Source organism: Coprococcus ammoniilyticus (assembly GCF_025567345.1).
Taxonomy (GTDB): Bacteria; Bacillota; Clostridia; order Lachnospirales; family Lachnospiraceae; genus Coprococcus; species Coprococcus ammoniilyticus.
Genome location: NZ_JAOQJS010000001.1, coordinates 19130 through 33505, shown reverse-complemented (window position 1 = coordinate 33505; position 14376 = coordinate 19130). Strand labels below are relative to the sequence as shown.

Genomic DNA, 14376 nt, shown 5'->3' with positions numbered 1-14376 from the left:
AAAGGAATCGAAACGAATGAAACGAATCAGAGTACTGGTGCTTTCGTTCTTATTGGCATGCGCAGTTTTATTTGTACCATTTGCAGCAAATGCAGGTTATGGTATGCAGAATGTTGTGGCAGCAGAAGATGAGAGTACCATCGATTACAGCACAAAATATGTTGTGCTGTCTCTTGAGGGCTTTACGATCGGACAGGGATTTTATATCGCACCGACCCGTATGTCTTATGAAGAGATTGGAAATGTCTGGAAACAGGAAGGGATAGATATTGATCTGTCTCAGTTGACCGTTTCTCAGGCAACATATGCATTTTTAAAAAAGGCAGGTATCAGTACAATCCCTGCAGGAGCAAATGCCTATAATGCCAGTGATTTTTATCTGAGATATGTCAAAGGCATTGATAAAGGAACGGTAAAAGTTCCAACAGAGCTCTTAGGTGCATACAAGACACATAATGATGGAGATGCATTGGAACTGGAGGAAAAAACAGGTACCGATCTGGGAGAATTTGATTACACATCAGCGTCCGGTTGGATGAATACAGTAGATAATGTGATGGGTAATACCGGTGCAGGTTCTTATCTGGTTGATCAGGACTCTGACCTGGACACTCATGTTATCCGTTGGCAGTTTACAATTGCAGGATATGGTGCAGACCTTGGTTATGGATTTGGTGAGGGAGCATCTTATTATGTAACGCAGGACAAGACAGAGTTATATACACTTTATGCAGAGCATGAGGAAGAGATCGCAAAGGATGCTTCATTAAATGCAGAGCTTCTGGCAGTTATGGCAGATCTGGATGCATCAGCAGATGATGTGGCAGCTGCTGTAAAGAAGATCAAAGCATTAGAAGAGAAACAGGTATCGATCAAGATGAACAGCAGTGTTCCATATATGACACTTACAGATGCAGATGGAAATACAGTGGCGGCTGGAGATCCGGATAGTAATTATGTATACACAGTGAAGCTTGCAGAAGGTACTTATCGCTTATCAACATATAAAATGAGTGGTACTAATAAAGTTGATATGGGTTCAATTGACCTGATCGTAACCGATGAAGCAGAGCAGTCATATGCAGTATATAGTCTGTCGGGTATTGCATGTACAAATAAGGATGCCGGCAGTGGAAAATTTTGGCAAGAAGGAGAAGATTTTACTTTTAATGTAAAGGTAGTATCTCCTGATAATGTTGATCGTCATGCTACACTTGGTTTGATGCAGGCGGGAACAAGTCAGAAAGCAGCTCAGTATGCAGTGCCTTTTTATTATGCGGATATGGTATCTGTAACTGTAACACCTGAGGGAGACCGTGCACAGAATTATATAGAAAAGACAGTTTCAAAAACACTTACAGCAAACAGTTCATATGGGTATTCGATCAGTGCACCGGAAGCCAGAAAAGTGAGTGTGACTTTCCCGGAAGGAGCAGAACTTAGACTTGGAACATTGTCTACATATTATATTTATAAAGATGAACCGGGAACAAAGATAGAAGCCAAAGAGCCGGGATATGAGACATATGAATTTACTGTCGGAGGTGGTATTACATATTACTATCGTGTGACAGGTGCCGGTGGTGTTACCTACTGGGATTGGTTCTCTACCAATAAAGATGCAGATTATATGGTTAGTAAGGCGGATATGTATATCGGGGATGACTCTTTTAATCCGGATACTATATATCATGATATGTCTCAGAATAAGTATGATGTAGCAGATATTTATCTTACATCAGATGAACGTGGATACCTTTCTATGAAGAAGGGTGAGACATACAGTCTGGAATGTTTCCGTAACTGGCAGGCGATCGAAGGTACTTCGAATGCTAAAAGTGCAGAACCGGATTATCATTACACGGTTATTGATGAGAATGGAAATCCATCAAATGATGTGATCACAGTTACACCGGGAGCACATTCAGAAATAGCGGAGATTCAGGCGAAATCCGAAGGAACAGCAATTCTGCTTGTGACCTACGATGCACAGATTAATATGCAGGGATATATGAAGTATACCAAGTTTAGTGCAATATGGCCTGAAAACACCGGTGTTGTAGTGGTTACTGTTGATAAGGATGGCACAGCTATTCAGACCAACATGACCATAAATGAAGGTAAAAATAAAAAAGAGGAAAAAGTAACTGGCGACAGACTGGATGCCCAGCTGGATGTTCTTTATTATGAGGCAGGAACAGACGGAGCTGAGTATACATTTACACCGGAGAGTGGAGTATCCGTATCTGTCCTTCGTCCGGAGATCATAGACAATAAGCTGACATACGGCGGATTTTCTGCAAAGAACATCACAAGAAATTCAGATGGCAGTTATACAGTCGCAGGGCTTACAGAAGGACCAAATATTGTTAAAGTTACAAAGAATGGTGTCAGCACCTATCAGGTGATACGTGCAAAAGAAGTTGCAGTATCGTACAAATATAAAGATGCAGATGGAAATGAAATAACCGCAGATGAATTGACAGCAGGTGATTCCATTGAGATCAGCTATGGAGAAAGAAGTGAAGACGGTAAGCGTTCTTACAATGGCTTATACAATCCTGCCAGTAAATTAGCAGGTGTGTATAATATGGATGCAGCAATCTGCTTTTTTGACACAACAGGAACAGAATATGTTGGAAAACTAAACCAGTATATGTTTGCATCAACACCGGCTTCACAGACGATTACGGTTACGATCCCGACTTATTTTGCAGGCGATACATTCCGTCTGACAGGATGTCTGAAAAACGGAATAGGTGGGTGGAGTGCTTATGGTTCACCGTACGGTTCTCATCGGTCAGTTCGACATGATACAGGTGTACCGGTACAGATGGCAGCCAGCCGTCATACCGCTTATATGTGTAATCTTCCGGATGTAGAATTCAAGCTTGTAGCTTCTGATTTCGTACCGGTAACATTGAATATAACAGACAGTCAGACGAAAAAACCGGTTACAGATTATACAATTCAGATCTTAGATGAAGATAAGAAAGAAACAAAAGTAACGGATGGAGTTTTCAAGGGATTTGTCGGAAAAACATATTCATATGTCATTTGTGCATCAGGTTATATATATAAGACAGGAACGATTGAGATTCCGGAGGATACAGACAGTATTACAAAGACGATCCGTCTGACACCTGCCGATGCTCAGGCGTGGGATGGACAGACTATGACTGAACCGAAACAGTCAGATGGTGTATACCAGATCGGAACCGGAGCAGAACTTTACTGGTTCGCAAATGAAGTAAAGACAAAATACACGATCAATGCGGTTCTGACAGCAGATATTGACCTTGCAGGATATAAATGGACACCTGTCAAACCGAACAGTTCAAGTTATGGTTATGCAGGAACATTTGATGGACAGGGGCATACAGTCAAGAATCTGTATGTGGACAATGTTCAGGATGCAGGTTTATTCGGATCAGTAACAGGTCAGATCAAGAATCTGACAGTAGAAGGAAATATTTCTGCAAGCACAGCAACACATGCCGGCGGAATTGCAGGTATGCTTAAGGAAAATGCAGGAAAAACTGTATTGATCTCAAATTGTGTTTCAAAGGTTAATATTACCTTTACAGGAACTTCAAATTATGTTTATGCAGGTGGTATCGTTGGATATTGCGGAGCAAATTCAGATACCAGTACAAATGTGATTGAAAACTGTAGCTATTACGGTACGATCACTGCTGAAAATGGCAGTTGCGCAGGTGGTATTCTTGGTGCAATGATAAACAGAAATGTTACAATAAAGAATTCTACTAACTATGGAACTATTACAGCAAAGAATAACGTAGGTGGTATTCTTGGTATTCATAATGAATCCAGTCCAAAAGCACCTGCCGGTAAGATCCTCGGTTGTTATAATGCAGGTACAGTATCAGGTCAGACAAACGTAGGTGGAATTGCCGGATGCTTTAAAGGAAAGACGACAAATGACGCAGTTGTAGAGATGTCAGGCTGTTACAGTGCCGGAGATGTTCTGAGCACCGGTCAGACAAAGGAAGAGACAATATTTGCAGGTCAGTCAGCAAATATGAGGTTATCTAATTGTGTTTATTCATGCGTAGATGAAGCAAGTAGCACATTCACAAAGGATCAGGCAGTATATGTATCTCCTGCTGATATAGCAGCGGTAAAGAAGTTGACAACAGAAACGGTTTCAAAGAAAGCTGATAAGGCGACTCTGGATCGTGTAGCTCTGGTCATCACTGCTCTTGAAAATGCTCCGTTATCAGCAGAAGATCAGGCATTTGTAGATCTTTATAAAGAGTTACAGACAACAGTTGCTGATCAGAAGCATGTTAAAGTCGGAGTATATGATTACACAGCAACAGCAGCAGGAATTAAGGGCGCATCTGAAAATGGTGTGATCCTTGATGATGTCGAGGTTGATGCAGCAACAGCAACTGAAGCTGTAGAAAAGGTATTGAAAGAGAATAATATTCCATATGTTCTGACAGATACAGGATATGGACCGTATATGGAATCCATCAATGGTTTGACTGTTCAGGCTGAATATACGATGTCAGGATGGATGTTCTCATACAACAAAGATGATTTCTCCAATATGGGCTTATCAGCTACAACGATCCAGGATGGCGATGTATTAGAATTCCACTATCAGCTTACAGGTGGTGATGTTGCATCTGCATATTCAGGTCTGCCAACATTGAAAGAGCTTATAATTGGAAGCAGTCAGATGAACTTTGAGGTATCATCTACATATGATGCTCAGTGGAATCAGATCATTACTTATAGGATGAATGGAGAAGAACTTGCCGGAACCGGTACAGAGAATGATCCATTTATTGTAAACGTAGATTTATTCAAGGACACAGACCTTACAGCTCTGCCAGTCAGCTATAAGACAGAGGCAGATTCACATTATGTAACAGTTGATGGACTTTCCGATGTTATGGATCTGACAGATGGAGTGCTGTGTCATGTAACATCCGGAGCAGGAAGAACTGCATGGTACAAGATCACTGCGGCAGCAGAGACAGAAAAGGCATTGACAGATGCAAATACAAAGGTAGTAGTTGCAGATGCAGTTTATACCGGAGAAGAATTAAAACCGGAAGTAAAGGTATATGTAAACGGTAATCTGATAACAGAAGAAAACTATGATGTCGTATTTGAAAATGCGCAGAATGCCGGAACAGCTACCTGTACGGTAACAGGTAAGGGCGAATTCTCCGGACAGGTTCAGACAACCTTCGAGATCAAGAAAGCAGAACAGCAGATCACAAATGTACCGGAAGACCGGAAGGTCGTATACGGACAGAAGGCAGATATCGAAGTTGCAGCAGGAGCAAAGACAACTCCTGTATTATCATCTGATAAAGAAGCTGTTGTATCAGTAACAGAAGATGGCAAGCTTCAGATCAATGGTATCGGAACAGCAGTTATTACAATTACAGCACCGGAGAGTGACAATTATCTGGCAGCTACAGCTTCCTTTAAGGTTACAGTTATGGGAGATCTGAGCAAGGCAACAATTGCTCCGGTTGCTTCTGTAGAATATACCGGAAAGGTGATCGTACCGGAACTTACAATCACAGATGGCACATATCAGCTTGTAAAGGATGTTGATTATACGGTTTCAGGACAGCGTGTATCTGTCGGAAAGGCTACAGCAACGATTCGTGGAATCGATGGAAGATATGCAGGTTCACAGACAGTTACATTTGAAATTGTGAAGGCAAAACAGGAAATCCAGGTTGCATCTAAGAGCATAGAGGTAACAGAAGGTACAGATCCGTTTGTTCTTGCAGCCGATGGTCATGGTACATTGACATTCGTTTCATCGGCACCTGCAGTTGCAGAGATCGATGATACAGGTCTTGTAACAGTAAAGGCAGCAGGATTTACAGATATTACGATCAAGACTGCCGGAACAGCAAATTACGAAGCTGCAGAAACAGTAGTTCGTCTGACTGTTAAGAAAAAGGCGGATACAGAAGATCCTGATAAGACAACAGAAGATTCTTCTGATTCAACTACAGAAGAACCGACAACAGAGAAACCAAGTACAGAAGAGCCAACTACAGAGACTCCGGATCAGAAGGTTACACTGACTGCCAAAAACACTGTTGTAACAGTTCCAAGTGTTACATATACAGGTAAGGCACAGAAACCGGCTGTAAAGGTTACAGTATCCGGCAAGGCATTATCAACCGATGATTATTCTGTAGCATATTCAAATAACAAGAATGCAGGAATCGCAAAGGTAGTTATTACCGGTAAGGGCAACTATACCGGTAAAGTAGAAAGCACATTTGTGATCAAGAAAGCATCACAGACGATTCAGAAGCAGACAGTATATGCATACAGCAAGTATGTAATGGTGAAAGCTTCTGCAAAGGGCAAGATTACTTACACATCTTCTAACAAGAAGGTTGCAACTGTAAACAAGAAGTCCGGATTTGTTACAGCTAAGAAGCCGGGCAAGGTACAGATCAAAGTAACAGCCGCAGCAACAGCAAATTACAAGAAGAGTACAGGAACGATCACCTTGATTGTTGTACCTGCAACACCGACTGTAAAGAAGGCTGCTGCATATAAGACCAAGGCAATCAAGGTTTCTTACAAGAAGGTATCAGGTGCAAGTGGTTACCAGATCACATATGCAACAAATAAAGCATTCAAGAATGCAAAGAGTACATATGTAAGCGGCAAGAAGTCAAGTGCTGTGATCAAGAACCTGAAAAAGGGTAAGAAATATTATGTCAAGGTAAGAGCATATAAGAAGATCAATGGAAAGAAGTTCTACAGTGTTTACAGTGGTAAGACGTCTGTAAAGACAAAATAATAAAAAAGATACATGAAGCCGTAAGGTGATATGTATTACGGACAAACATTGATCTGTCAGTAAAAGGAATACCGGCTGCTATCCGGAAGCGTTTTAAAACGAACGGGTGGCAGCCGGTATTTGCAATATACCGGGAAACATTGTATGGTATAGAAGATAATCTATGAAGACAGATATAGCATATAGCTGTAGGGAAATACAGGAAAGAGGAAAGCTGATTATGGCAGAAAACGATCTGACAAAAGAAAACTGTATGGAAATGCTGCGTGATGCATATAAACAACTGGAACGGTATCCGAAAAAATCAGACTTCACGGTGGAAGAGGTTGCTGCGGTCAAATCCTATTTTGGCCCCTGGCCAAGAGCACTGGAAGCGTGTGGGATACTGCCGGATCGTTCAGTGGAACGGGAGGCAGCAAAGCTGCAGAAACGGATCGCTGCGAAAAAGCGGCAGACACAGTATAAGCTGGAACGTCAGGGCAGATTAAAAGAGCAGGCAGATGATAAGAAACAATGAAAAACTCCAGATGCCGGGAAACGCATCTGGAGCTAGTCTGAAATATGAGGGGGCTCAAGAGATTATAGGATGGTACCTTTGAGCAAAATGGCAACAAACAAAATAAAACAACATATGGCAAAGATACCAAACTTAACTTTGAGATAATTGCAGCGTGTAAAAGACCTCTCTGTCTTAAAAAATGTGCTGCACTCAATCCTGTTCTGTTCTCTGCTTGAATACTTCATAAGCACCATCCCTTGTCTTGATGATGTTACTATAAAGGATGGATGCATCATAACCTGCAAAAAAATGCATCAATTCTGCATATTTCTTCTAAAGAAGTATTAAGCATCTGTTAATTATAAAAATATCGATTCATCTGGTAGAAGAACAATCCGTTTTTCATATAAAAGTTGTATTCTTCTGTTGTATCGACTTCTGATTCCATACTAATCTCAGTAGTGTAAGTATAATAGGTATGAGCAGTCATAGGTGTTCCTGTCAGCTTTTCAAATAGCTGCAGATCAGAATCCGGTATCTCTGTTGGAGTCATACCTGCACCGCTTCCAGATCCTTTCTCCAAGTTGAGCTCATAATAAGAGACTAATATATCGTATAGAGTATCGAAACAAGTGTCACTGAACGTAGTTGAGTTACCGACATGGCTTCCTAAAAAGTTATACAGTGGAAGTATATAATCATTGTAATATTCCAATTCTACCAGACTTTCTTCGTTATAGAAAGTGTTAGAATTAGGGTCCAGATTCATTGTAAATGTAATCAGTTTGTTTGTGTCATAATCCAGAAAGCAATTCATTTCAAATCCAAAATAGTAGATATTAACCACCCATATTGTAAAACTGCGGTAAGAATTTTCATCTGACGTTGCAAGATATTTGGATATATACATTTCATAGATACCATTTACAGTAAAATCACAGGAGAAATAATCGGAGAAATACGACGTCAGTTCATTTACGGTTATATCATGGATCTCACTGTAGGAATGTTTGTCCGTATAATCAAAGTTCAGATCAGTGTAGTAACATTCTTCGTTTATGATATTGATTTTCTCGAGTAGTGTCAGTTTATTTGTTACATCAAGATTGTTCGGACTGATCTCATGGCTGGATATGGAATTCAATGTTTTCCTGTCCTGAATACGAAAATACAGATTCGAGGCAATGATGCAGATCATAAAAATTGCAATGCATATTATAAACCAGAGAAGATTCTTGTACAGGAAATGAAGAATGCCGTGTGCTTTTCCTGTATGTTCAGTAGAGGAAACAGTACCTTCTTCGCTTTCGTTTATCATATCATTTACTTCAGATTCGGAGATATCATCCTCTTCTTTATGGGCTGCAGTCAGTTCATAGGATGCAATGACGGGTTCTTTCTTTTCTTCGTTGCTCATTCAGATGCCTCCTTTACATTTGGTAATGATATTGTGACCACGGTACCACGCCCAACAGCGCTCTTGTATTTGATCTTTGCCTGATGGATCTCTGCTATCTTACTGCAGATTGCAAGACCAAGACCGGCTCCACCCTGTGCACGGGACCTTGATTTATCGATGCGGTAGAAGGCCTCACTGATTCGAGTGATCTCTTCCGGCGGCATTCCACGTCCGTTATCCTTGATAATGATCACATAGTTGTCATCCCGCACGGTTCCCGCTACATGGATGATACCGTTGTCATCGATTGCTTTTCTGGCATTGTCAATAATATTGATGATCAGAGACTGGAACAGGTCGATGTCCATCATACAGCAGCCTTTACGGCAGCTTGATTTCAAAGTGATATGTTCTTTTGCAAGCTCCGGCTTCATGATGTTGATCACATTCCGGATCGCAAGGGAAGGATCGGTTGGTGATAAGATGGTTTCCTGATTTTTTACAACCAGAAGATCCAGTAATTTTAAAGATAAACTTTCCAGACGTTTTCCTTCTGAGAAGATATAGTTAGCAGCTTCGTTTGTTTCATCCTCACTCATGTTCTGGCTTCGCAGAAGATCGGCGTAACCGATGATCGAGGTCATAGGAGTTTTTAATTCGTGAGCAAAGCTTCCCATAAATTGTTCCTGTTTTTCCATAGAGAAATGAAGCTCTGAGATATTATCTTCGATGGTATCTGCCATATTGTTGAAATCATTTGCCAGTTCCTCGATCTCATCACCGGAGTGGATGTGCAGACGGGCAGAGTAATCTCCGTGGGAGATATGTTGTGCAAGTGATGATAATTTTTCCAGCGGTTTTGTCAGCAGGCTGGCTGCAATCATGGATGTGATACTTCCGACAACAAAGATCGCGATCAACAGCAGACGAAATGTATTCTGTTCCTGTGCGCGGGCGGCATATACGGAAGTGATGTCATAGACAATGTCCATCTGTGAGATGTCCAGATTTTCTGTATTGATATCCATGGAGCTGCATAATTGCAGATAGTAGTTATCCTTTTCTCTCCAAATGATCGAATTACAGATATTTTCATCTGACGGTTTCATTTCTTTATATGTAGAGGATGAATTCATGATGCTTACGACTTCCATATCCGAATTTCGAAGAATGATATTCTTACGGTTGGAGTTGCCTTGAGCGGAAAACTGGTTGATGATATTAGACATGTCGATATAAGATGACACAGAATTTGTATCAACAGCGATCAGCAGAGTGCTCTGAATACTCTCATAATTTTGCAGGTCACTGTCGATCGTGGAGGATAACGAAGATTTGAATGATCGGTGGATCAGCATGGTTCCTCCGAGACCGAAGGACAGTCCCAGAAGTGCAACCATACATAATACAAGTTTATGCTTAAATTTCATAGAAACTCCTTTTTAGATCTCCAGACGGTATCCGATCTTGTTGATGGTCTTTAAGCAGTCTTCCAGTCCAAGCTTTTTTCGCATACGCTGGACATGAAGAGCAACCGTTCGGCTGTCACAAGGATAGTCACCACCCCAGATGCGTTCATATATCGTTTCACGATAGAGGGCAACTCCCGGATTTTGTGCAAATAACAATAACAGCTCATATTCCTTATTTGTCAGTGGTATCTCTTTTCCATTTTTCGTGACGCTCATCGCAATTGTATCAATAACAAGATCGCGGACGGTGATCGTTGTATTCAGCTTATTATATCTCCGGAGAACAACTTCAATCCTTGCAAGAAGCTCAACGATCTCAAATGGTTTTACAATATAATCCTCGGCTCCCATCTTCAGCCCCATGACGCGGTCGTTCAGGGAGTTTTTTGCTGTAATAAAGATAACCGGTATTTTTAATGGTTTGATATATTCAAGAACATCATAGCCGGATGCACCCGGAAGCATGATGTCGAGCAGAACCAGATCAAAAGGGGTTTCTTCCAGTATGTCTGCGGCAGCAAGTCCGTCATAAATACAGGTACAGGAATAGCCTGCCTTTGTCAGACTCATTTTGATCAGGTTTGCAATAGGTTTTTCGTCTTCAACTACTAGTATATTAATCATAGATATAACCTCCAAAGGGGTCCGCCTTCCAATGGCCCCATACTCCATAATTCTACTATATTTTACAAAAACTTAAAAGAGAATAATGCCGAAAAAAAGAGATTTAAGGTTTCGCCCGGCTCCTCCCGGTTGTGTATTGCCCCGCTTCATGTCTGCCCTTCCCGGCTGGATCCTTTGCATATAAACATAAAGCAATATTTTCGTTATGAACTTGTACCTTGCCAGCGAATGCGGGTGCATGTTTGAGCCAAAGGCGAGTTTGCACAGGAGCATGAGCAAATAAGGCAGGTACAATTCATAGAAAATATGCGAGTTTATATGCAAAGGATCCAGCCGGGAAGGGCAGACATGAAGCGGGGTAATATACAGCCGGAAGTGGGCAGGTGCGAGGACAAGCCGGGCGTGACAATGCGGAACATTGGGTAGTTCACAAGATGTTGTTTAGATGGTATATTAATAAAGATTGGATGAAAATGGATACACTGTGTGGTTAAAAAGGGCAATATTTCTTAATAAAGGACAATGATGAATTATGACAAAGGATGAACTTCAGAGATTGGAACATAAGATAATGGATGGATATCGTATCAGCAGGGAGGAAGCAGAGCTGCTTATCGATGTAGATCTGTCAGAGCTTTCTGAGGCGGCAGACCGGATCCGACTGCATTTCTGTGGAAATGTCTGCGATGTCTGTTCTGTGGCGGCTGTTAAGGTTGGACAGTGCGGTGAGGACTGTCTGTACTGCGCACAGTCAACCAGAGCAAAGGAGAAGGTCCCGGCGGAATGTGTACTGGGTGAGCAGATCCTGACCGATATAGCGGTTCAGGATAAGAGCCGTGGTTCTTACCGGTACGGGCTTGTATCTGTTGGACGGCGGCTGTCGAAACGGGAGGTAGCACTGGCAGTTCAGAATGTGGAGGATATCAGGAAGACAGCAGATATCCATGTCTGCGCATCTCTTGGTATGCTGGATGAGGAGGATTTCATAAAGCTTCATGAAGCTGGTATGACAATGGTTCATAATAACATGGAAGCATCGGATGCGTTCTTTAAGACCTTGTGCACGACGCATACGTCAGATGATAAGAGAAAGAGTATCCGTGCAGCCAAGGCGGCTGGTATGAAAGTGTGCAGTGGTGGACTGATCGGACTGGGAGAGACGCTTTTGGATCGGATCGATCTGGCATTTTCGTTAAGAGAGCTGGATGTGGACTCGGTTCCGATCAATATGCTGAATCCGATTCCGGGAACGTATTTTGAACATCAGGAGCCGATGAAGCAGGAGGAGTTCCTCCGGACGGTGGCTGTTTTTCGTTTTATCCTTCCGGATACCTTTATCCGTCTGGCGGCAGGCAGAGCCTATTTGCCAGATAATGGCAAGGCAGCTCTTCGTGCCGGGGCAAATGCCGTGATCAGCGGTGACTTTCTGACAACGACCGGAATCACATTTGAAACTGACCTGCAGATGATCCGTGAACAGGGATACGAGATTGGAGCACCAGAGCCCGGCACCCGCATGGACTTTTAAAATGAAACTACCGGTTGTTGAATTTTCTGAGAGAAACATATATTATGAATATGATTGGAACATAGAATCAGGTTTAAATGTGATCAGGAAAATTATTTAGATATATTTAATTGAAAATCAGGCGATTTTAATAATATAGAAAGAGGTACAATATGAATATTTATGACAGAATGATGGCGATAGGAACAAAGATGACAGAGATGGATGCATCGACATATCAGGGAGCATTTATCGGCAAGATCTCATATATGGCAGAGAAGGAACAGGCTGGACAGGCAGACAGTATCCGCTATGAATTCGGGGCTGTAAAGGAGAATGCATTTATGTACATCCTTCCGATCCTCGGTTATGTGGATGGTGTAGAGATGCCGGTAGAGAAATTTACCGTGACACTTGTAAAGCCATCCGATAAAGAGAAGGAATTGAAGCGCGTAGAGGCTGCATCATATGATAATGCAGAGGAGTTCCACACATTTTCAAAAGAAGAGGTTTACAGCTTCAGCAAGGAGACAGGTGATCAGAATAAGATTCATCTGACCGATCATCCGGTTGTTCAGGGTATGTTGCTTCTTCGTACAGCGGCTGTAAAATCAGAGGACGTATCCAGAATTGATGTTAAATTTGTAGAGCCATCTTATGCAGAAGAAGAGTTAAAGTGGGCATTTGACGGAAGAGATCATGTGCTGTTCGCAGATGGTTATGTAAAAGCGACGTTCCGTATCAAATAATTGCTGGCATGGAGGGTGTATGAAGGTAAATAAATTCAGCCTGACGTATCTGGCTGGGATGGTTATGATCCTGATATCCGGATGTTTCCCATTCCTAGGATACCGGTTTACCATGAAGAATTATCAGGATGTAAAGGAATGGTTTCCGCTTTTAAATCTGAAAAAGCTTGCAGACCGTTATCAGGCGATGGGAGATATCAATCTGTTTGTCCGGATATTGCCTTATCTGGCAATCCTTACCGGGATAGCCGGAATTGTACTGGTTGTGATCTATCTGCGTGGAGACTGGGATACCTGGGACATCTTCAATCTGATGTTTTTTATACCGGCTATTCTTTCCGGTATTGAATTATTCCTGCTGACACACAGTAAGACGATTCAGGCGATTCATGGGATTATGGAAGAAACAACACGCAGTATGCAGGAAAATGGCTATAAAGGCTTTGCAGGATACCGGCTGGGCTTCTATCTGTTTCTGGCAGGTATCATTATCAGTCTGGTCAGTGCGGTGTGTTTCTTTGCACTGGATCGTGAATAAAATAGAACAGGGGTGTGAGAAATGGCAAATGAGAAGATCCTGTTAGTTGAGGATGATTTTGCTTTGGCAATGGGGACGGAATATACATTAAAGACAGAGCATTATGAAGTGGTGCATGCTTCGGATCTTAAGACTGCGAGAAAGTGTCTGCAGCCGGATATCGATCTGGTGCTGCTTGATGTTATGCTACCGGATGGAAATGGTTATGATTTCTGCAGAGAGATCCGTGAGGCAGATAATTATGTTCCGGTCATATTTCTTACAGCAGTATCAGATGAAGTGAATCTGGTGCAGGGACTGGAGCTTGGTGCAGATGATTATATAGCAAAACCATATCGGGTAAAGGAACTGCTGACACGGATCTCTGTGATCCTGAGAAGACAGCGGTATAACAATATCAAAAAAACAGATTTGGAAAATGAAGCAGGAGAAGATTTCATTTTCGGACACACCAGACTAGATAATAAACAGTATAAGATCTATCGGAATGAACGGAATATCGACAGTACACCAAGTGAATTTCGTTTGCTTCGGGAACTGACGCTTCATGAGAATCAGGTTATGACACGGAGACAGTTGATCGAACGGTTGTGGGATGTCGATGAGTCATTTGTGGATGATAATACCTTGTCGGTATATATCAAACGATTGAGAGATAAGCTGGAAGAGGATTCGGCATATATCCGTACTGTTCGGGGGATTGGTTATATGTTTGTTCCGGACTCAGCAAATAAGTAAAAACAGTAATAGAAATAAACGGCAGGAGTG

Annotated in this window: 9 protein-coding genes; 6 read left to right on the top strand and 3 right to left on the bottom strand. The window is 41.9% G+C overall.

The genetic code is table 11. From position 1 onward, the window contains the following. Positions 1–16 precede the first annotated feature (16 nt). The gene (locus OCV60_RS00135; RefSeq protein WP_262528826.1) at positions 17–6820 is read left to right on the top strand and encodes a DUF4430 domain-containing protein; all 6804 of its coding nucleotides are present in this window, start codon (positions 17–19) and stop codon (positions 6818–6820) included. Between the two features lie 220 nt (positions 6821–7040). Continuing rightward, complete coding sequence (locus OCV60_RS00130) at positions 7041–7337, top strand: homing endonuclease associated repeat-containing protein (protein ID WP_262528824.1); 297 nt, start codon at positions 7041–7043, stop codon at positions 7335–7337. A gap of 337 nt (positions 7338–7674) precedes the next feature. Here OCV60_RS00130 and OCV60_RS00125 read toward each other — a convergent pair whose 3' ends face one another. From OCV60_RS00125 to OCV60_RS00115, 3 genes are read right to left on the bottom strand one after another with little or no spacing between them, the layout of a single operon-like run. After that, the gene (locus tag OCV60_RS00125; RefSeq protein WP_173789221.1) at positions 7675–8736 is read right to left on the bottom strand and encodes a hypothetical protein; all 1062 of its coding nucleotides are present in this window, start codon (positions 8734–8736) and stop codon (positions 7675–7677) included. Next, positions 8733–10148, bottom strand: a complete 1416-nt coding sequence (locus OCV60_RS00120) for a sensor histidine kinase (RefSeq protein ID WP_117784707.1) — start codon at positions 10146–10148, stop codon at positions 8733–8735. The genes OCV60_RS00125 and OCV60_RS00120 overlap by 4 nt, the downstream gene beginning before the upstream one ends. 12 nt (positions 10149–10160) lie before the next feature. Beyond that, positions 10161–10814: a response regulator transcription factor gene (locus OCV60_RS00115; protein ID WP_262528817.1), complete on the bottom strand. Its 654-nt coding sequence runs from the start codon at positions 10812–10814 to the stop codon at positions 10161–10163. Between the two features lie 532 nt (positions 10815–11346). Here OCV60_RS00115 and bioB point away from each other — a divergent pair. The 4 genes from bioB to OCV60_RS00095 all read left to right on the top strand — a co-directional run bounded on the left by bioB (position 11347) and on the right by OCV60_RS00095 (position 14346). Beyond that, complete coding sequence (bioB, locus tag OCV60_RS00110) at positions 11347–12342, top strand: biotin synthase BioB (RefSeq protein ID WP_117784709.1); 996 nt, start codon at positions 11347–11349, stop codon at positions 12340–12342. Between the two features lie 152 nt (positions 12343–12494). Further along, on the top strand, positions 12495–13070 hold the full coding sequence (locus OCV60_RS00105; protein WP_118675533.1) for a hotdog family protein: 576 nt from the start codon (positions 12495–12497) through the stop codon (positions 13068–13070). Between the two features lie 19 nt (positions 13071–13089). Continuing rightward, complete coding sequence (locus OCV60_RS00100) at positions 13090–13608, top strand: hypothetical protein (protein ID WP_262528812.1); 519 nt, start codon at positions 13090–13092, stop codon at positions 13606–13608. Positions 13609–13629: 21 nt separating this feature from the next. Continuing rightward, positions 13630–14346: a response regulator transcription factor gene (locus tag OCV60_RS00095; protein WP_117808584.1), complete on the top strand. Its 717-nt coding sequence runs from the start codon at positions 13630–13632 to the stop codon at positions 14344–14346. Positions 14347–14376: the final 30 nt, after the last annotated feature.